This window comes from Senimuribacter intestinalis, from assembly GCF_943192965.1.
Lineage (GTDB): Bacteria > Bacillota > Clostridia > Peptostreptococcales > Anaerovoracaceae > Senimuribacter > Senimuribacter intestinalis.
Map to the genome: position 1 here is coordinate 55587 of NZ_CALPCF010000012.1, position 20974 is coordinate 76560.

Below are 20974 nucleotides of genomic sequence, written 5' to 3' on the forward strand. Positions count from 1 at the left end.
ATGAGTTTGGAGTGATAGAATGATATGAACGGAATCATATGGGCTTTACTGGGCACCCTGTTCACCTTCTCGGTAACTTCGCTGGGTGCCCTTAATGTTTTTTGGGTTAAGAAAGAGGTCAGCAGCAGTGTACAGTGCGTCTTCCTCGGCTTTGCAGGCGGTGTTATGGTGGCAGCTTCCGTCTGGTCGCTGCTCCTTCCAGGCATAGACAGAGCGGAGGAAAACGGACAAATCAGCTGGCTGATTATCACTGGCGGCTTCCTGCTTGGCGTCATGGTTCTTCTGATTGCTGACGCTTATATGAAGCGTACTTACATGCGCAGACTCTCCAGCGGAAAACTGGTCAGTCTGAAACAAAGCACGTTGATGCTGGTGCTTGCCATCACCATCCACAATATTCCGGAAGGTATGGCGGTAGGTCTCGCATTTTCTCTCGCCTTTGCAGGCGATGCTGATCCCGCCCTTTTCTCCGGTGCAGCTGCGCTTGCCCTTGGTATCGGTATTCAAAATTATCCAGAAGGCACTGCTGTTGCCCTTCCTCTGATTAAAGACGGAATGAGCAAGAAAAAAGCCTTTTTCATCGGCAGTATGTCTGCCATTGTAGAGCCGATTTTCGGCGTACTGGCAGCAGTTGTTGCAACCCTCATTACGCCGCTGATGCCGCTGCTTCTAGCTTTTGCGGCTGGCACGATGATTTATGTTGTCGTTCAGGAACTGCTGCCGGAAGCCCAGATGTGTGAAGGCGACAAAACCGCCACCCTGGGCTTTATTGCGGGGTTTCTGATTATGATGATTTTGGATGTGAGTTTGGGGTAATGAGGATTCTGCACCATTTTGCACTGATATGAACTAAATGGTGCAGGTTCTCAAAACGCAAAAACAAAAATCCGCACCATTTTTGCTGAAATACGACAGCATGGTGCGGATTTTTAAAGATGACAGTTCTTATTCTGATACAAATCTATATCTGATTTCATTAGCCCAGCAGGATGGACTCGAATCATCAGAAACAACTTGTAAATAGTAGACCCCTGATTCAGAAACAGAGAACTTAGCTTTCTGGTGTCCTTTTTCCTGACCCGACGGCTCTAAGATAGGCTTTTGAATCGAATTTTTTTCAGCGTCACAAAGCTGGATATCATAAGTAACTCTCCAAAAATCCCTGTCAACATAAAGCATTCCGGAACCAGGAACATTGACTTCAAAATACGTTTTTTGTTCTTTTCCCGTAGAGAAAAAGAACCCCCACTCCCCCTCTTGCAGTGACAGCTCGGTATTAACAACTGCCAATAGACTTTCATACTTTGCAATAGCATCTTCATTGGAATTTTTACTATAAACAGCTATATAGTAAACGCCCGGCTTCAGTACAATTCCTTCTCTCGGCTGGTGCTTCGGCTGTATTTCAGTCAGATTTCCCAGCGCACTATCAAGATCCATCTTTAACACTTCTTCAATATGAACCTCTGCAACGGGATTTCCCAATTCAGAACTTCGATAAACCCCGTAAGAAATATTTTTTAATGTTGAATCTTCCCACACATCCATCATTAAAATAGACGTTTCTTTAATGTCAATCTTATATCGAAATCCATATTTTCCATAACTAAGCCGCTCTTTCTCCTTAAAGTCCAATTCCTTAACGCAAAGTTCACTTCGTTCATTGGGAAGCACAAGCGGACTTTCTTCAGGAATCAATTCAGGACAATCGGATATAGTCTCAGGCTTATCACCTTGCAAAAACAGACTGATGCAACAAAATATAACCAATAACCCCACTATGCCCGTTGCTGCAATTATATATTTTTTGATTCTTAAGTTACTCTCTCTATCACGCTTCATAACAATATCCTCAAGAAATTATAACGAATGTCTTAGTACGCTATTCAGTCGTATATCCTGTGATACGATATACAACATGGATTCAGTGCCTTGTTAGATGGATGCAAATCAAGTTCTCCAGTGTGCTTCAAATAATATATACCCTCTTTCGGAAATTCAACCGTATAGAGATTCCCCTTTCCTGATTCCTTTTTTTCAAGGGTTTCAATCAGAGAAAAATCCTCATGACATAACTGCAAATCTTCTGTTTCGCAGGTACTGGTAATTTCTATTTTCTGATTGCTCGCTGCCTCAATTTTAAAAAATGTTTCCTGAACAGATTTACAGATAAAGAAATGCTGTTCCTGGTTTTCCTTGAGTTGATATACTTCTTGCAGCGTGCAGTATTGACTGCGGTAAGCAAAATCAAACTCGTCTTTTGCATTTATGGTATAAACACCAATATAGTAAGTCCCCCTTTCAAGGGTTTCTATAATCATTTCCTGATACTTAGGATAATCCTTTTCCTCTGCGCCCTCTTCCATCGCCCCCGACGCTTTTCGATTATATCCCATGTCAACTTCACTGATTGCTTTTGTCAGCTGCTCATCACGATAAATACCATAATGCAGATTTTTTTCACTGCCATCTTCCCAAATATATTGAGTCAACACCGTAGGTTCTTTTACAACCAGCTTTTTCCGAAAACCGTACTTGTGATAAGCTATTTTCTGTTTATCTGACAAGCTGATTGTATTCTCATCAATATCCCACCCATTAAAATCTGCTTCTGCCAGAACCGGTGCCAGTGCTTCACAGTCAGGGATTTCCCCCGAAGACTGCGGTCTTTCATAGGTGGCATAAATTACAGCAAAAACGATAATTAATGCAATATATACTTTGTATTTTTTCTTGGTGAAAAACTTGTCCACACTTATATATTTCCTCTCCATCATACTACATTAAAATTTCCTATAACTCAACTTACTGTGATTGCAACTTTCCAAAATCGCTTAATACAGTTGCGTTTGTATATCCCGAATCTTCTGCAAAAGTTTTCATCTTTGTAATTCTAAAATCAAGCATCTTATAATGCGATGAATTCTCACTATGAAAGTCATTGCAGGTATCGTAGCCTGATCGGTTTCCATTCTGGCGATCAACTACTTTAGAGATGACTGCTTTAGCAATGTCATATCTTCCAGAACGAATCGTGATATCATCAGCACTAGGGTGTTTAATCCTATGCCAAGTCATTAATGATCCAACCGATGATTTATCAAAGGCAGAATGTGCAAATGTATCTGTTGCAACATGCATTGCAAGTCCCATCACAAAAGCCTTCTGATTTGCATCACTCTTCCCCCAAATTGCAATATCTGCATTGCCACTCGATAATGTTTTATCTCTGTCAAGTATCCCCTGAATTCCTGCACGAATCTCATCATAACAGATTTTATTAAGTCCTGGAACGTCAGACCTTGAAACAGAAGTATATCCTTCACCTCTTCCATATGCTGCTGCAATTTTTACAAGAAACATATAGTTAGCCATATAATTACAATCCCCTGTTCCGAGTGCTCCTCCTGCATCATCATGCCATGCATATCCATGAAACTCGGGATGTCCTGTTATTCCTTGAACAAATGCATGAAGCGTTTTGTTATCTGCATAAACAGCACCTTGTTTAAATGCTGCGTTTCCCGTAAAGGCAGTATGCACTTCAGATCCCCAACTCCCATCCACTATCGGATCACTCAAATCCTCTACTGGTTCGAAATTCTCTGCAACCTCAATTTGCTCCATTGCGATTTTCTCAAATGAAATGCTCTCAACATCAGGTAAAATCTTTATTTCATCCTCCGACTTTACCGGAGGCTCCAATGACACCTCTTCGCTGATTTCTTTGTGAATTTCATCACCAACACTTTCTTCTCCCGAAAGTTCCTCCACACTCTCCACATCTGTTTCATCTTCTTGAACACTCTCAGTTGACGCAACCTCTTTCACCTCTGAAATAGACGATTCAGCTAAATCTACTTCCTGTGGAATATTCGTTTCTTCAACATGCCCATTCTTTTCACTAGCAATTTCTTCAAACTGTGCATAAACCTCATCATAAATCTCTAAAGCATATCCATAATCCACCAGCCCATATCCACTTCCTGCGGATTCAATTTTTTTGCACTAAGCTTGATTAGAGTCTTAATAAAAGTTGCTGGTTTTGCCACATCTTTGCTCCAAAGTCGTGCTGCAATACCTGCAACTTGCGGTGCTGCAAGACTAGTCCCGGATAGAACTAAATCTTCTCCAAAGTTTGCCTGTGCCAATACAGCCTCTCCAGGAGCCATGACATCAACTTCTTCACCCTTTGCACTAAAATCACTGACATTTCCTGCTGCATTTACAGATCCCACAGCCAGTACATTTTCGAAAGCTGCCGGATAGTCAACCCCCTGTGTTCCACGATTTCCTGCAGCTGCTACAACAAGAATCCCCTTGTCTGTTGCTGTATCAATCGCAGTCTTTAGTGCCTCTGAATAAATCTGCGTACCAAAACTGATGTTGATAACCTTCACATCCTTCTCTATTGCCCAATAGATTGCTTCAACTACGCTACTGATAGGTGCTTGCTTATTTTCATCTAAAACCCTCGCAGAATGCAATTCAATATTACCGCCTGTACCTATTACATCACTACCTGTTCCGCTGCCCGCAATCATGCTCGCAACACTGGTCCCGTGTCCTGTAAAATCCTCATACAAAGGTGTTGTTACTGGAGTATCTTTTATGAAGTTTCTCCTTTCCTTCACTGTGATATTATCTGTTACATCAATACCAGAATCAATCACTGCTACTTTTACAATTTGATTGGAATATGAGGCTTCCATATTCAGCGCATCTTGATTCCAGATTTCACTAAGTGGTTTAACCATATCCTCACCAGCTTCAACTTCGGTATCTATGGTAAAATCCTTTTCTACACAAATAATATCTTTATCTGTTTCTATACGAGCAGCTTCAGAATCGGAAATTTCGACAGTTAATGCATCTCCATTTTCAGCTATCACATTGTATTCTTCTTTCAGCTTCTCAATACTGTCACCATCCTTTGTGATAACAATATATGCCTCCTTCTCTTCCTCTGCATAAACTGTGTTCCGGTCAAAACATAGTCCTAATTGCAGTATCACCAATGTAGCGATACAAATACATGTTACCATCCTGTTTGATTTCTTTTCAAATCCTTTATACATGGTTAACATCCTTTTAAATCCTATTTCCATTTCCTTAAAACAATTTACTGTTTATTCGATATTACTACATTCGTAACTTGAAGTCAATAATTATTTTATTTTATTTTATATTTGATTTATATTATTTCAGAATACATGTATCAGTCTCATGGATTTGTATAACTTCCACACATTTCACAAAATATTTTTGTGTTTTTTACAAAAACTTATTGACAACTACCAATTCCGGTGTTATGATAGGGAAGAATTAAATATGAGCTAAACCTTTGATGGAGAGTAGTAAGCTTTGAGACTTACCTTTGAGAGAGCTGTAGATGGTGAGATTACAGCAGGCAAAGACAGAACTGAATGGACTCCTGAGGGCAAACCGAACCGGCTATCTTTTTCACGATGCCGCAGTAGGGGCGACGGAGAAGGACACTTCGTAACCAAAGTCGGCATATGATAGTATGCGCAGAGTGGATGACAGGGTAAACCTATCGTCAAGCCGGGTGGCACCGCAAGAGAAATTTATACTCTTGTCCCAGCAGATATCGTCTGGGACAGGAGTTTTCTGCTTTTTGAGCTAAAATACACCCCTCTCCCGCGCACAATTGAAAGGAGAAAGAAGACATGAACAACGAAAAGAAAATCCCTTACAAAATTTATCTGGAAGAAAACGAGATGCCAACGCAGTATTACAACGTTCGGGCAGATATGAAGAAAAAGCCTGCGCCAATGCTGAATCCTGCAACGCTGCAGCCTGTAACTGAAGCTGACCTGACGCCGGTATTCTGCGAAGAGCTTGTAAAGCAGGAGCTGGACAACGATACCCCTTACTTCGATATTCCGCAGGAAATTCAGGACTTCTACAAGATGTATCGTCCTTCCCCGCTGGTTCGCGCTTACTGCCTCGAAGAAAAGCTGCAAACCCCGGCAAAGATTTATTATAAATTCGAGGGAAACAATACCAGCGGCAGTCACAAGCTGAACTCCGCAATCACTCAGGCATACTATGCTAAGAAACAAGGTCTAAAAGGCGTCACCACAGAAACCGGTGCCGGTCAATGGGGTACTGCCCTTTCCATGGCATGCGCTTATCTCGGTCTTGACTGTAACGTATACATGGTAAAGGTATCCTACGAACAGAAACCGTTCAGACGAGAAGTGATGAGAACCTACGGCGCTAACGTAACTGCCTCCCCTTCCAATACAACTGAAATCGGCAAGAAAATCCTTGCAGAGCATCCGGGAACTACAGGAAGTCTGGGCTGCGCTATTTCTGAAGCTGTTGAAGCAGCTTTATCGAAAGATGGATACAGATATGTGCTGGGAAGCGTACTTTCTCAGGTTGTCCTTCATCAGAGTGTCATCGGTCTGGAAGCAAAGGCTGCCATGGACAAATATGGAATTTCCCCTGATATTATCATCGGCTGCGCCGGCGGCGGCTCCAATCTGGGCGGACTGATTTCCCCATTCATGGGTGAAAAGCTCCGCGGAGAAAAAGACTACAGATTCATCGCAGTAGAGCCTGCCTCCTGCCCGAGTCTGACCAGAGGTAAATACGCTTATGACTTCTGCGACACTGGAAAAGTAACGCCGATGGCTAAAATGTATACCCTGGGCAGTGGCTTTATTCCTTCTCCAAACCATGCAGGCGGTCTTAGATACCACGGCATGAGTCCAATTCTTTCTGAACTTTATGATCAGGGCATGATGGAAGCAAGAAGCTACGAACAAACCGAAGTCTTCAAAGCTGCAAGCGATTTTGCCAGAGTGGAAGGCATTCTGCCTGCACCGGAAAGCAGCCACGCTATCAAAGCTGCTATCGACGAAGCGCTCCACTGCAAGGAAACAGGTGAAGAAAAGACCATTCTCTTCGGTCTGACCGGAACCGGCTACTTTGACCTGAAAGCATACGAACAGTTCAATGACGGTACCATGAATGACTACGTACCGACCGATGAAGATTTGCAAATCGGATTCGACAGTCTGCCTTCGGTAGAACGGTAAGTTTCCTGCACCATTAAATCCAAATGTGAGGACAATGATGCAAAACTAGGCAAGTAAAATAGTGCAAAGGCTATAAATTAGAAAAAGCTGGAAAATAGAATTTCCAGCTTTTTCCTTTGTGTTCCTTAAAATACATAAATTTAAGTAGTGTACAAAAAATTTCGCACCATTGACTGTGTTTTTTCGAAAAATGGTGCAGGTGGCAGCAGTAACCTGCTGAAAAGCGCACCATACAAGCTATTTATAAGGAAAATGGTGCAAGTCATTCAGTCGCACGCACTTTGCCCGGAAGTTTTTTATACTCCCCGAAGATTTGCACTGCGATACCAATTAAAATAAACAACAATCCTGCGATTGCAAACAGTTCGATTTTCTCTCCCATGAGGAAGTAAATCCAAACAAGGGAAGCCACCGGAGTAATATACGCCAAATTGGAAATAATCGCTATGTTTCCGGTCTGTAAGGCTTTTGCCCAAAGGGCATAGCTCAGTCCGTAAACCAACACCCCTGTCCATAAGACACCGCCCCACTGCGGCAGTGTTAGCACCGGAATTTCGATTTGCTGTGTCAGTAATGCAATCAGCGATGCAACGGTAGAAATCAAATAATACAACATCATTCCTACAAAATTATCGGCGGAAACGCCTTTATTTATCACGCAGAACAGACCATAACATACTGCTGCTCCACCAGCAAGGCATACCCCGGGAAGACTGATACCACTCAAATTATCAAGATTTCCTTCTGTCACTACGATAGCTACACCAAGGAAAGAAATTAAAAGTGCCAGCCCTTTCCAAACAGTCATTTTCTCCTTTAAAAGGATACAGGAAAAAATCACCAGAAAAAACGGCCATAAATAATTAATGACACTGGACTGCTGCGCTTTTAAGTATCCGAGACTGCTGTTAATCATCGCATTATAGAAAAAGGTCATCAGTCCCAGCAACACTAGAACGTGCAGCTCCTTCTTTTTAATTCCGCTACGACCTTTTTTCAACTTTCCCTGAGCAGTATTTAAAGCAAATAAAAACAAAAAAGCGACCAAACTATTGAAAAAGAGCATAACCATAGGATGCAGTTCCTTTACCATTAGTCCTATGACTGCAAAAGATGACCCCCACAGAAAAATTGTGATTCCTGCATAGGCATATTCTCTTGTCATTTCTTATTATAACATCCCTTCCATTTTTATTATCTTTATAAATCACATAGCATATCCGCAATTTATAAATAGTATACCAAATCTTCCATAAAAAGGAAAGTGTAAACTTTTAATCACAGCATTAAGGATTAAACGGTAAAATTACCTACTGGAAGAAAATATAGAAAAAACTCTATGAGATTTGATTTTCTATGCTATTTATTGTATACTGGTAACGCCAAAGTATTTGGCCAGAAAATCTAGTAATAATGGTTTTACATCCCCATTTTATAAGCTACATATAAGGAAAGGACTGATTCACATGGATTACGGAAAATTAGCACTGGAACGTCATGAAAAGGCTGGCGGCAAAATTGAAATTACCTCTCGAGTAGAACTGAAAGACGCAGAAGATTTAGCGGTCTACTATACGCCTGGAGTTGCAACGCCTTGTCTTGCCATAAAAGATGACCCAGAAGCAGCTTCCAAATACACATCGAGAGACAGGCTGGTTGCCATCGTAACTGACGGTTCTGCCATTTTGGGGCTTGGCAACATCGGAGCCCTTGCCGGCATGCCGGTTATGGAGGGAAAAGCGATTCTCTTTAAACATTTTGCAGGTATAGATGCCTTCCCAATTTGCCTGGCATCACAAGATCCTGAAGAAATTATTGCAACTGTAAAGAATATTGCCCCTGGCTTTGGCGGTATCAACCTGGAAGATATCGCTGCCCCTGCCTGCTTCGAGGTAGAAAGACGACTGAAAAAAGAACTGAATATCCCGGTATTTCACGATGATCAGCACGGTACCGCCATCGTTACCTGTGCTGCTCTGATCAATGCGCTGCGTATCACAGGTCGCGCCATGGAGAACTGCAAAATTGTCATTAATGGCGCTGGTGCAGCAGGCAGCGCAATCGCTCAAATGGCATATAATCTAGGGTGCCGAGATATCTTAATTTGCGACAGCAAAGGCATTGTTTCCGCTCACAGACAGCTGAGCAGCGCCAAGAAAGAACTTCTTGACTTCACCAATCCTGACAATATAGAGGGCAGTCTGAAAGAAGCTGTTGTTGATGCTGATGTATTCATCGGTGTTTCCGCACCAGGCGTCCTCTCTTCTGATATGGTAAAAACCATGGCAAAAGATCCAATCATCTTCGCTATGGCAAATCCTGTTCCAGAAATTTTCCCGGATGATGCAAAGGCTGCTGGCGCTGCAGTAGTCGGCACAGGTCGTTCCGACTATCCAAACCAGATTAACAATGTATTGGTATTCCCTTCGCTGTTCCGCGGCGCTCTCGATGCAAAGGCTACAACCATCACCGAGGACATGCTCATCGCTGCAGTTTATGCACTGGCTGACAGCATTCCTGCAGACGAACTTTGCCCAGAAAATATTCTGCCGACCGTATTTAACAAAGATGCTGCCAATGCTCTCGCTGCCGCTGTAAAAAAAGCCTGGGAAGACAGATAAATGAATCTGCTGATTTCGCCTATCGCTCACATGGAGAGCGTATTTCCTGATAAATTCGGTATTCCCCGTCAGAGCGGGCTTGCCCAGGGCATAGAATCCAGGATTATCTTTGAAAAGCCCTACCGCAGCATGGATTCTCTTCGAGGTCTGGAAGGCTTTTCACACATTTGGCTTATCTGGGGATTTTCAGAAAACCCTCAGATTACCGAAAAAAACTGGTCGCCTACGGTGCGCCCGCCGCGCCTTGGAGGAAACAAACGAGTTGGGGTCTTTGCAACCCGCTCTTCCTTCAGACCCAACGGTCTTGCTCTCTCATCAGTTCGCATAGAAGAAATCAAGCAGGATCCGAAATTGGGTCCAGTGATTATCGTTTCCGGCGCAGATTTAATGGATAGCACACCGATTTATGACATAAAACCGTATATCACAACGGACTGCCATTCGGATGCCGTCTGTGGCTTTCAGGAAGAAACCAGAAATTATCAGCTGAAGGTGAATTTTCCCGCACCGCTGCGTTCTGCGATTCCAGAGAAACTGCAAAAAGGACTTTTAGAAGTACTCTCACAGGATCCACGTCCTTCATACCAGAGCGACTCGCAGCGGATTTACGGAATCCGTTTCGCAGGCTTTGATGTGCGGTTTCAGGTAGCAGATGATACCCTGACTATAATAGAAGTAAAAACGCTGTAGCCCACAGGCCACAGCGTTTTTCTCGCAGTTTTTATTTATTCCCGCTCCCAAAGAGCTTTGGCGGTAACCTTCGTATCTAAAAGTTCCGGATGTGCATATTTATTCCTCTGATAAGTATTTTCTTTAACCGTGAGCTCCACTTCAATGGTCCCTAAGGCTCCCTGCTGCCTTGCTCGCTTCTCTGCCGCCTGTTTTGCCAGTCGCTTTGCTGCCTCTACTGCTTCGCTATATTCAGGAATAGAGAAAGTTTTTTCACCGCCGGTAATCACGTAGGTCAAATAGGAACTCTTGATGCCTTTGTACGGTTCGATGATAATCGTACTTTCTGTGCTGATATTCCCCATAGCCGCACCGATAGCGTTTGCAACCTTGCCTGCTTCCGGGAAATCTGCCTCAGTGCCAAGAAGCCTTGCCACATCTTCCATAAAAATCTTTGTCGGGGCACCGATTCCAATGAGCCTGGACGGTGTCACAAATGATGGAATCAGGCAGGATCCACTTCCAGAAACTTGATCTGAAAAAATCATTGTCGTCAGCTTTTCCAACTGCTCTGTTTCCTCTTCCGTAAGATCTTTTCCCGTCTTATATTTCATCAGAATCCGCACCAGATTACTGTATAATCTGGACTTTGTCAGATTGTAAATCTCCTTGCAAACCTCCTCAGCAGGCAGCTTTGTTACGCTAGAAAGGTATGCCGCACCCAGCCTGCTGGCTTCGCAGTCAAACTCCGTATAGTCGCCAAACACGTGCATTGCATCAGTAGGTGTCATCCCCGCACGCATAACAATCCCTTCGTCCTCAAGACGCTTCATATGCAAAACATGCGGACTGATTCTTGCCGCATCTGCAGCGTCCTTAAAAATCAACGGTCCTAAAGCCAGCGCCTTAATAAAACGCTGTTCTGCGATCGTATATCTAGCTAGATTCTCCGGCATTCCCATCAACACGAAAAACTCATGAGCCGGATAGCTGAAAGGCTGATCCATATGTACCAGCGTTTTCAGCTTTTTTATCACTTCCGGATACTGACTTGCCAGCATACAGAGCGGAATATAGCGGCGTTTTTCCAGGTAAAGATTCCGTCCCTTATACTTGACCGCACTGTCGCCGCCAAGCGCGAAAGTATCAATAGAAACGCCCTTTACCATTGTTTTCCACTCGCCAATCGTAATGCCTCCCTCTGTAGAAACGGGCACACCATTTTTGACAAATGCTACATCGCTGGTAGTTCCGCCGATGTCTACAATCAATGCGTCCTCATAGCTGGAAAGCTCCATAGCACCGATAATACTGGCAGCTGGACCGCAAAGCAAGGTTTCTACCGGCCTCTGTGCAGCAAACTCCTTGCTCATAATGGTACCGTCACTCCTGACGATGACGATAGGCAGATGCAAATTCATCTCTGCCAGCGATGCATCGATGGAAGCGAAAAATTCCTCCATGACCGGAAGCAATCTTGCATTGAGCAAAGCTGTCGCACCTCTGCGAAGCACGTTCAGTTCCTGATAAAGCTCATATCCTCTCACACAGGGGATTCCCAGACTTTCGCCGATGATACGCGCCGCTTCTATCTCGTAGGCTCCATCATCGTATTTGGGATTGACCTGCACGATAGCTGCGCTGTCATACTCTGCAAACTGACTTTGTAAATCCGCTTTTAGTTTTCCCCAGTCCGGTGTGTTTTCCGGACTGTCATCTTTCTTCGCATCCCCTGTCATAAAATAGATCTCAGAAAGAGACGGCAATCCGTAAGCCTCCCTGGTCTTTTCAATCTGTGCCGGATTTACGCCGATCAACACCAGCTTAGCTCTGCCTCCCTTATGCTCTACACAGGCATTGGTCGCCAAAGTCGTAGACAAAGAAATATACTGCGCCCTGGAAACAGCTTCTTTCTCCAGTCCTTTCAGCACCGTTAGAATACCAACTTTTAAATCTCGCTTCGTTGTCAGTGTCTTACTCTGAGAAAGCACCTGATGGCTCCTGGTATCGAATACCACTGCATCGGTGCAGGTTCCTCCAGTATCAATTCCAATTCCGATCATGGCGATGTCCTTCTTTCTTTCATATTGCCTTTATTGTAACACATCAGCTGAATCGCTGCACGCACGACTGACAGAAAAATTGGTATAATCTTTAGGCGCATACCTTTCTCAGAAAAAATAACGCAGGAGCTATCTAAAATTCCTGCGTTACATTATTTACTTATCAATTAGTCAGATCCGATTAGTCTTCTTTTACCAATTCCTTCAGAGAAGTTGCAAGGCCTGCAAGACCAGAAATTTCGGACGGAATGATAATCTTGGTCGCCTGCCCGTCTGCTGCCTTCTCAAAGGAGTTCAGACTCTGCAGTGCAATAACCTCTTTATTCGGCTGAGATTCTACCAACATCCTAATACCGTCAGCGGTCGCCTGCTGTACCATTCTGATGGCTTCTGCTTCACCTTCTGCTTCTCTGATTGCAGCTTCCTTTCTGGCCTCAGCTTCCAAAATTTTAGACTCTTTGCTTGCCTGTGCTTCCAGAATCATAGCCTCTTTATTACCCTCTGCAATCAGCACTGCGGATTTCTTTTCACCTTCAGCTCTGAGGATTGCCTCTCTTCTTTCACGTTCCGCACGCATCTGTTTTTCCATAGCCATCTGAATATCTCTCGGCGGTGTAATGTTCTTTACTTCTACACGGTTGATTTTTATACCCCATGGGTCAGTCGCCTCATCCAGCACCATTCTAATTTTAGTGTTGATGTGCTCACGGCTTGTCAGGGATTCGTCCAGCTCCAGCTCACCGATGATATTTCGAAGGGTTGTTGCTGTCAGATTTTCGATAGCGTCCATCGGGCTTTCTACACCGTAAGTATAGAGCTTCGGATCAGTAATCTGAAAATATACAACTGTATCAATTTCCATGGTTACGTTATCCTTGGTGATGACCGGCTGAGGCGGAAAATCGATGACTTTTTCCTTCAAAGATACTTTTCTTGAAATTTTATCGATGAGAGGAATTTTGAAGTGGAGACCCACCTGCCAGGTTCCTTTATATGCACCCAGCCTTTCGATGACATAGGCTCTTGCCTGCGGCACGATTCTGATATTGGTTACAACCAGAGAAATCAGAATAACAATCACGATTGCGATAATAATTACATTAATAATAGCTTCCATATTAATCTCCTTACTGAATCCAAGGGGCTACAACTGCTTTGACCCCTTCTATCCTAATCACTTTAACCTTGCTTCCTTCATCCAGAGAATCCTCGCTGTTCTGGCTGACCGCAGTCCAGTCCTGACCAGAAAGCTTGATGATACCCGGTTCAAAAGGTTTAATCGCTGAAATAACAACGGCTTCTTTTCCAATCAATGCATCAACATTGGTCTTCTCTACACCAGTTTGCAGCTTCTTGACGAAGAGTTTCCTCGTTGAAACCAGCAGAACAACGGATACAACAAAGAAAAGTACTACCTGCACAGCAATGCCTGCACCTAAAAGCGAAGCCGCAAGTGCAATCACTGCGCCGCCTGCAAACCAGATGGTGGTCAGTCCCATAGTCAAGCCCTCTACTACGACAAAGACAATCGTCGCAACAAGCCAGAATACCGACATGCTAACTGTCAGTCCTAAAATCGTCAACAATCTTACCTCCTCCTTGCGTTTCTTTCTTAATCAAAGGCTTACTTTCTATATTCTTAAATCAGCATACTTGCCCCGTATGTGATATAAGAGACAACAATTCCGGCAATTACTACGCCGATAAAGACAGCCGGCAGTGCTCTCTTCAGTCGCATATTCAACATAGCTGCTACCAGTGCGCCGGTCCAAGCGCCGGTGCCTGGAAGTGGCACTGCTACTAAAAGCACTAGACCAAACCATTCGTATTTATCAATCATGACAGACTGTTTCTTCGCTTTCTCTTCAAAGCGGCACACAAGAAAATCCAGTCTCTCGCTTTTTTTTCTCATCCAGTCAAAAACTTTTCTGACAAAGAGAATAATAATCGGTACTGGCAGCAGATTACCTATAATCGAAACGACAAGCGCTTCTTTTACAGAAAGTCCCGCTGCTACACCTGCGGGGATTGCTCCTCGCAGTTCGAGAACGGGAACCATGGAAATCAGCATTGTCATCATTAAATTGCCAGTATGTGTTCCCCAAAAACTCATCATTTAAATCTCAATTACTCCTACTTTATTAAATTATATAATATTTTTGCGCCAATGTAAATACTCTTTCAGAATTTTTGACAAAATTTTGTCAATTTCTGAAGCTACCTTTTACAAAACAGACCTCGCTGAAAAATCCACAGGAGGTCCGCCTATTTTTTTGCTATTGCTTGTCGTTTAGCACCGCCTGCGCCGCCGCAATTCTTGCAGCAGCCAAAAGCTGTGGTCTGCAGGACACATAGTTCAGTCCAAGCTGGTGACAGAACGCAATGCTGGCAGGGTCTCCCCCGTGTTCACCGCAAAGCCCGATTTTTAGGGTTGGCTTCACCTGTCTGCCTGCCTTAACAGCTGTATCCATCAGGCTTCCAATTCCATCTCTGTCGATGGTCTGAAACGGGTCCTCCGTTAAAATTCCTTTTCGGATATATTCTGCAATCATTAGTTCCGTGTCGTTTCTGGAAAATCCAAAGGTCATCTGCGTCAAACCACTGGCACCAAAGGAGAAAAAATCTACCTCTTTCGCCACTTTATCCGCAATCAGTGCTGCTCTGGGTACTTCAATCATAGTGCCCACATAAAAGCGCACTTCACAGCCGCTCTTTTCGCTGCACTGCTGTGCCGTTCTGACCACGATTTCCTTAACAAATTCCATCTCTTTATCAATTCCAATGAGCGGCACCATAATCTCTGGTAAAATTTCAATACCTTTTTGCTGCTGCACCTCGATAGCGGCTTCCATAATAGCACGAGTCTGCATTTCCGCCATTTCCGGATAAGTAACAGCCAGCCTGCAGCCTCTATGCCCCAACATAGGATTCATTTCCTGAAGCCGCTTATATGTTTCTTCAATCTGCGTACAGGAAATGCCTGTACATGCTGAAACCCATCTAATATCCTCCTCTGTATGAGGCAGGTACGCAGAAAGAGGCGCATCCAGCAGCCGAATGGCGACAGGTCTATCCTCCATCACTTCATAGATTGTCTTAAAACACTCTTTTTGATACTGAAACAGTTTTTCCAGAGCATGGGCTCTTTGCTGCTGACTATCTGCCATCATCGCCTGACAGATTATTGGCAAATTTTCTCTTTTAAGAAGAATCTGCTCCGTTCGGCAAAGTCCAATTCCTTCTGCACCAAGGGCTGCTGCTGTCTGCAGTTCCTCCAGTCTGTCCACATTGGCTCTGATTTTCAGTGTCCTAATTTCGTCAGCCCAAGACAGAATTTTTTCCAATTCTTCAGCACAGCCACCGTTTAAGCAGGAGGTCCTGCTTGGATCAATTCTCAAAACCGCCGTTTCCTTGGTAATCAGTCCTTCGCTAGCCATATCTGCCGCCGCTTTTACTGCCGCTTCCGCAGTTCGCTTCGCAGCGCCAGTCTGCACCATGCATAGCTTGCCGCGCTCAACGACAAATTCCATGTCCTGCATGTCCAAAAAATACTTTTCCAATACCGCAGAAATCCGCATAAGTTCTTCATAAGCAGCAGGGAAAATCATTGGCATTTCTTTCAAAGATTTTACTGCGCAGCGCCCCGACTCTGTCGCCTTCAGTTTTCCCTGCGCGTTTTGCAAGAATTCTCCTAAGAGCAAGTTCTCACCATTTTCTGGGTTTCTGGAATGGGCAATTCCGGTGCAGGAATCCTCTCCCAGATTTCCAAACACCATAGCCTGCACGCAGACTGCAATACCTGCACCCTGTGTATCTGTGCTATGCCATGCAGAAAATATAGCGGCAATTGCAGCAAGGAGCTGCTCCTTTGGATTTTGCGGAAAACTTCCGCATCCCACTGTCGCTTCATACATCTGCTGCAGTCTTCTGTAACAGTCATAAGCAAATCCGGAATTTGCAGTCTGCTGACTCAAACATTCTGCGATATCGTCGTTTAATCCAAGGTTCAAAATAGCATCCGGCGTCTGAACATCAGAACACGCTGCACTAGGGCGAACCGCCACCAACAAAGGATTCTCTTTATCAGCAAATCTTTTCCCGGTGACTTCTTCCAGCTCCTCAAGCTTCGCAAAGATTTCAGCAGCGATGTCCTCGCCAATCGTGCAATCCTGTTCAACATATTGATTACACGCCTGCGTTGTCACAGTAAATCCAAAAGGTACCGGCAGTCCAATTCTGGTCATTTCAGCCAGATTTGCCCCCTTTTCGCCGAGAAGCCCTACGAGGTCCTTTGAGCCTTCGTTAAACGCATATACAAATTTGCTCATGCTCTAATCTCCTTCTTCCACCGATTAAAAGATTAGCCTTTCTTCGATGTATCCCTTTACTTCCCCAATCGGCAGTCTTACCTGCTCCATTGTATCTCTGTCACGAATGGTTACACATCCGTCAGTTTCCGTATCAAAATCTACACAGATACAGAACGGTGTACCAATTTCGTCTTCTCTTCTGTATCTCTTTCCAATAGATCCAGCTGCATCGTAGTCCACACTGAAATACTTCGCAAGTTCTTCATAAACAGGTTCGGCAACCGGTGCCAGCTTCTTTGCAAGAGGAAGTACCGCAGCCTTAAATGGCGCAAGGGCTGGATGGAATTTCATCACAACTCTGGTGTCTTCCTTTCCGTTTCCGTCGGTCAAAGTTTCTTCACAGTATGCATCAACGAGGAATGCCAGTGCAACTCTGTCTGCGCCCAGAGACGGCTCGATACAGTACGGAATGTACTTCTCACCCGTTTCTGAATCCACATAGTTCATTTCCTGTCCGGAGAACTCGCTGTGCTGTCTAAGGTCAAAATCAGTTCTGTCTGCAATCCCCCAAAGCTCACCCCAGCCGAACGGGAATAAGTATTCCAGGTCAGTTGTCGCATTGCTGTAGTGAGAAAGCTCTTCTTTCTCGTGATCTCTGGTTCTGATATTTTCCATATTCATATTCAGAGATTTGAGGAAGTTAATGCAGTATTGCTTCCAATAGTCAAACCATTCTAAATCGGTTCCCGGCTTACAGAAGAATTCCAGTTCCATCTGCTCAAACTCTCTGGTTCTGAATGTAAAGTTACCTGGCGTAATCTCGTTACGGAAGGATTTACCAATCTGGGCGATACCAAACGGAATTTTCTTTCTTGCAGTTCTCTGTACATTCTTAAAGTTTACGAAAATACCCTGCGCTGTTTCAGGTCTTAAGTAAATCTCCGCCTTGGAATCTTCTGTAACTCCCTGAAAAGTCTTAAACATCAGGTTAAACTGTCTGATGCCTGTAAAATTACTCTTTCCACAATCTGGGCATTTAATCCCTTTTTCGGCAATATATCCTTCCAGTTTTTCATTGGACCAGCCATCGACAGGAAGAACTTCCATGCCGCTTTCCTGCATGTACTCTTCAATCAACTTGTCAGCCCTGAATCTGGATTTACATTCCTTACAGTCGATAAGCGGGTCAGCAAAACCGCCTACATGACCGGATGCTTCCCATGTTCTCGGATTCATCAAAATAGCAGCATCAAGACCTACATTGTATTTCGATTCCTGTACAAACTTTTTCCACCAGGCTTTCTTGACATTATTCTTAAATTCCACACCTAAAGGACCGTAATCCCAAGTATTTGCAAGGCCTCCGTAAATCTCCGATCCCGGAAACACAAAACCTCTGTTTTTCGCTAGTGCAACGATTTTTTCCATAGTAACTTCTTTGCTCATTAGTATTAAATTCCTGACCTTTCTCACTATATATTTTAGTCTTCTTTCTGAAGTTCTTCGTGAATTTCATCATACTGACAGTCATCACATCTTTCTTCGCAAGGCTCTACACAAACCTCGCATTCCTTATCGCAAATGTTGACGCAGCAGTCAAAATCATCTTCATCATCATATTCTTTATCTTTTCTCAGCTTATCTTTTGCTTCCATCGCTGCATCCTTTGCCTTTGCAAAGGCAATGCCGCTTTTTTCTTTGATATCTTCATAAACGCCAGGTGCCTTTTCTTTAATATCTCCATAGATATCGGAACCTTTTTCCTTGGCATCTTCGTAAAGGTCTTCAGCCTTTTCTGTAATATCGATGACAGAGCCGTCATCTTTTACAAATTCAATCTTGCATTTGAAGCCAAATGCTGCAACGATACCTGCAATCATCCCCCATGGTGCAACAACAGTCCCCAAAACCCCAACAGTCAAAGGAATATTTACCAGTGTATCTCCGTCACGAGTAACTAAAATCTTTGAAATATTGCCTTTCTTCACCGCTTCTTTCATCTTGGCAATCAGTGCCTCTTTCTGTTCACCTAGCTTTGCTGCCGGCTTCTGGTCAATAGTTTCCTCTATTGCAATAATCGCGTCTACCACATTACCCTCTGCGGCTTCAAGCGCTTCCTTGGCTTCCTTATAGGTCACGCCGGTTCTGTCTTTAACCAGTTCAATCTTTTCTAATGTGATTTCCATGTTGATACCTCCTAAAATTCTCCTTTAAACATATTCTCGCTGTTTAACGTGCCAATCTCTAAATAATATGACATATATTCACGTAAAATGCACTGCAGCAGCTCGCCTACACTATCTGCAAGCGCAATTTTTTCAAAGCCGCTCATAGGCGTTTTTGAAAAAAACTTTAATATATTAACTATATCAAATTTCGGCGCATAAATCAATGTATCATTGCTGTTATTTCTGCATTTTCCACAAACCATACCGCCATCCCGGACACTAAAGTACTTCAATTCCTCTTTCCCTCCGCAGCAGACGCAACTGTCCAATACAGGAAAAACTCCCAAAACACTCATAGCCTTAACTTCATAAGCTAAAACCAGCGTTTTGTGTTTCTTTTCCCGCTTCTCCATAGCAGCTAAAAATTCGACGAGAAGATTGAAAAGTTTTGGCTGCGGCAAATCCTCCGGCATCATCTTCTCCGTAAGTTCTAGCACAAATGCGGATTCCATATATTTATCTACATCTTCGCCGATCCTAAAAAAGCTGCGCCTTACCTCTCCACTGTTAAGATTATAGTACTCTCTTCCCTTATATAACTCGTAATTTCCATAAGTAAACGGGCGCAGCGCCAGAGCAGCCTTATTCCTTCCCTTCTCGCTTAGACTGCTGCCTGCACTGATTTTTCCATATTTTTTTGTAAATAAAAGAATCATTCGCCTGCCGCCAGCAGCTTTTATCTGCCGAAAGACGATCCCCTCCGTGCTTGTGTACATCTCTTATTCCTTATAACCAAAATTAGACAGTGCAAAGTCGCTGTCACGCCAGTTTTCTTTTACTTTGACCCACAGCTGCAAAAACACTTTAGTTCCAAGAAGTGCTTCCATTTCAAGACGGGCACTTTTGCCGATACCCTTCAGCTTCTTGCCCTGCTTGCCGATGATAATACCCTTATGAGATTTTCTTTCGCAGTAAATTACCGCGCCGATTCTAGTAATGTTCGGCTCTTCCTTGTAGGACTCAATTTCTATGGCAACACCGTGAGGCACTTCCTCTTCCAGGTAATTGAGCACCTTCTCTCTGATGATTTCGCTGACAATAAACCGCTCTGGGTGATCTGTTACCATGTCTTCCGGGAAGAACATCGGTCCCTCTTCCAAATAGGTTTCAATCTTTGCAAGCAGCTGTGGTACATTTTTTCCCTCGAGCGCAGAAGTGCCGTAGATTGCGTCAAAGACGCCGGTTTCTTCGTACTCGTCAAAAATTTCTTTGTATTCTTCCGGTTCCATTTTATCAATTTTGTTGATAACCAGAATTTTGGGCGTATCCAGATCTCTGATCATATCCAGAATATACTTGTCTCCCGGACCTTTTTTCATGCTGCCGTCAACAAGAAATAGAACCACATCTACTTCTTTATAAGTGTTGACCGCCATTTCCGTCATAGCCTCACCCAGCTTGTTTCTCGCCTTGTGTATGCCCGGCGTATCGATGAACACCATCTGCACACCGTCTGTCCCGGTCACTGCCTCATCATCAAATCTGGTGTAAATACCACGAATGCTGTTTCTGGTCGTCTGAGGCTTGTCCGTTGTAATCGCAACCTTCTCTCCTAATATGCTGTTTAAAAGTGTCGATTTTCCCACATTGGGACGGCCGATAATACCGATAAATCCTGATTTCATCATATTCTAAATCCTTCCGGCAATAATTCCTGCAATGTATACTCTTTCAAATGTTCCTCGTCTTCTCCTACAATCACGCGAAGTGCCGGTGCAAACTCATAGAGAAACTGTCTGCAAATACCGCAGGGAAACGCACATCCCTGTTCTGCTGCGATGGCAATGGTCACAAAATCTGCAGCACCTTCAGAAATCGCTTTCACGCAGGCTGTCCGCTCTGCACAAATAGTGCCGCCGTAAGATGAATTTTCCACATTGACACCGGTAAACACTTTCCCCTTTGCCGTTAAAAGCGCCGCACCAACCCGAAATCCCGAAAAAGGCACATAGGCGTTTTTTAGGACTGATTGTGCTTTTTGAAATAACTCCCTATCTTCCATGTTCATCTCCT

At 43.8% G+C, this 20974-nt stretch carries 19 protein-coding genes; 4 read left to right on the forward strand and 15 right to left on the reverse strand.

The window, feature by feature from the left end:
• The first annotated feature begins 24 nt into the window (after positions 1 to 24).
• The gene (locus tag NFR88_RS10985; protein ID WP_160200411.1) at positions 25 to 816 is read left to right on the forward strand and encodes a ZIP family metal transporter; all 792 of its coding nucleotides are present in this window, start codon (positions 25 to 27) and stop codon (positions 814 to 816) included.
• A gap of 129 nt (positions 817 to 945) precedes the next feature.
• Here NFR88_RS10985 and NFR88_RS10990 read toward each other — a convergent pair whose 3' ends face one another.
• Genes NFR88_RS10990 through NFR88_RS11005 form a run of 4 tightly spaced genes read right to left on the reverse strand, consistent with a single transcriptional unit; the run spans position 946 to position 5078 of the window.
• Positions 946 to 1842 (reverse strand): hypothetical protein, encoded by an 897-nt coding sequence (locus NFR88_RS10990; RefSeq protein ID WP_160200412.1) that lies wholly within the window; start codon positions 1840 to 1842, stop codon positions 946 to 948.
• A gap of 44 nt (positions 1843 to 1886) precedes the next feature.
• Positions 1887 to 2753 (reverse strand): hypothetical protein, encoded by an 867-nt coding sequence (locus NFR88_RS10995; protein WP_251615942.1) that lies wholly within the window; start codon positions 2751 to 2753, stop codon positions 1887 to 1889.
• A gap of 52 nt (positions 2754 to 2805) precedes the next feature.
• A complete protein-coding gene (locus tag NFR88_RS11000) occupies positions 2806 to 3969 on the reverse strand; it encodes a hypothetical protein (protein ID WP_251615944.1) in 1164 nt (387 codons plus the stop codon).
• The gene (locus tag NFR88_RS11005; RefSeq protein WP_251615946.1) at positions 3948 to 5078 is read right to left on the reverse strand and encodes a S8 family serine peptidase; all 1131 of its coding nucleotides are present in this window, start codon (positions 5076 to 5078) and stop codon (positions 3948 to 3950) included. Before NFR88_RS11005 ends, NFR88_RS11000 begins: the two co-directional genes overlap by 22 nt.
• A gap of 612 nt (positions 5079 to 5690) precedes the next feature.
• On the opposite strand from NFR88_RS11005, the gene NFR88_RS11010 reads away from it, so the two are divergent.
• A complete protein-coding gene (locus NFR88_RS11010) occupies positions 5691 to 7070 on the forward strand; it encodes a TrpB-like pyridoxal phosphate-dependent enzyme (protein ID WP_160200415.1) in 1380 nt (459 codons plus the stop codon).
• Between the two features lie 262 nt (positions 7071 to 7332).
• On the opposite strand, the gene NFR88_RS11015 is transcribed toward NFR88_RS11010, so the two are convergent.
• On the reverse strand, positions 7333 to 8235 hold the full coding sequence (locus NFR88_RS11015) for a DMT family transporter (protein ID WP_160200416.1): 903 nt from the start codon (positions 8233 to 8235) through the stop codon (positions 7333 to 7335).
• A gap of 301 nt (positions 8236 to 8536) precedes the next feature.
• Between NFR88_RS11015 and NFR88_RS11020 the strand changes: the two genes are divergently transcribed.
• On the forward strand, positions 8537 to 9691 hold the full coding sequence (locus NFR88_RS11020; RefSeq protein ID WP_160200417.1) for an NAD(P)-dependent malic enzyme: 1155 nt from the start codon (positions 8537 to 8539) through the stop codon (positions 9689 to 9691).
• The gene (gene tsaA, locus NFR88_RS11025) at positions 9692 to 10381 is read left to right on the forward strand and encodes a tRNA (N6-threonylcarbamoyladenosine(37)-N6)-methyltransferase TrmO (protein WP_251615948.1); all 690 of its coding nucleotides are present in this window, start codon (positions 9692 to 9694) and stop codon (positions 10379 to 10381) included.
• A gap of 35 nt (positions 10382 to 10416) precedes the next feature.
• Here tsaA and NFR88_RS11030 read toward each other — a convergent pair whose 3' ends face one another.
• The 10 genes from NFR88_RS11030 to cdd form a co-directional block, all read right to left on the reverse strand.
• A complete protein-coding gene (locus tag NFR88_RS11030) occupies positions 10417 to 12423 on the reverse strand; it encodes a hydantoinase/oxoprolinase family protein (protein ID WP_160200419.1) in 2007 nt (668 codons plus the stop codon).
• Between the two features lie 181 nt (positions 12424 to 12604).
• The gene (locus NFR88_RS11035) at positions 12605 to 13540 is read right to left on the reverse strand and encodes an SPFH domain-containing protein (protein ID WP_201759494.1); all 936 of its coding nucleotides are present in this window, start codon (positions 13538 to 13540) and stop codon (positions 12605 to 12607) included.
• A 10-nt stretch (positions 13541 to 13550) separates the two neighbouring features.
• A complete protein-coding gene (locus NFR88_RS11040; RefSeq protein WP_160200420.1) occupies positions 13551 to 14006 on the reverse strand; it encodes an NfeD family protein in 456 nt (151 codons plus the stop codon).
• A gap of 56 nt (positions 14007 to 14062) precedes the next feature.
• Positions 14063 to 14539, reverse strand: coding sequence for a COG2426 family protein (locus tag NFR88_RS11045; protein WP_306770900.1), 477 nt, complete (start codon positions 14537 to 14539; stop codon positions 14063 to 14065).
• A 160-nt stretch (positions 14540 to 14699) separates the two neighbouring features.
• Entirely contained in the window at positions 14700 to 16751 is a 2052-nt protein-coding gene (locus NFR88_RS11050) for a putative PEP-binding protein (protein WP_251615950.1), read from the reverse strand.
• 24 nt (positions 16752 to 16775) lie between these two features.
• Positions 16776 to 18179 carry a glycine--tRNA ligase gene (locus NFR88_RS11055; protein ID WP_251615952.1) on the reverse strand — a complete coding sequence of 468 codons (1404 nt, stop codon included), beginning with the start codon at positions 18177 to 18179 and terminating at the stop codon, positions 16776 to 16778.
• 35 nt (positions 18180 to 18214) lie between these two features.
• The gene (locus tag NFR88_RS11060; RefSeq protein ID WP_251615955.1) at positions 18215 to 18919 is read right to left on the reverse strand and encodes a DUF4342 domain-containing protein; all 705 of its coding nucleotides are present in this window, start codon (positions 18917 to 18919) and stop codon (positions 18215 to 18217) included.
• Between the two features lie 11 nt (positions 18920 to 18930).
• A complete protein-coding gene (gene recO / locus NFR88_RS11065) occupies positions 18931 to 19677 on the reverse strand; it encodes a DNA repair protein RecO (protein WP_251615958.1) in 747 nt (248 codons plus the stop codon).
• A 3-nt stretch (positions 19678 to 19680) separates the two neighbouring features.
• Positions 19681 to 20589: a GTPase Era gene (era, locus tag NFR88_RS11070; protein ID WP_161880223.1), complete on the reverse strand. Its 909-nt coding sequence runs from the start codon at positions 20587 to 20589 to the stop codon at positions 19681 to 19683.
• Positions 20586 to 20969 (reverse strand): cytidine deaminase, encoded by a 384-nt coding sequence (cdd, locus tag NFR88_RS11075; protein WP_285813864.1) that lies wholly within the window; start codon positions 20967 to 20969, stop codon positions 20586 to 20588. Before cdd ends, era begins: the two co-directional genes overlap by 4 nt.
• Positions 20970 to 20974 lie beyond the last annotated feature (5 nt).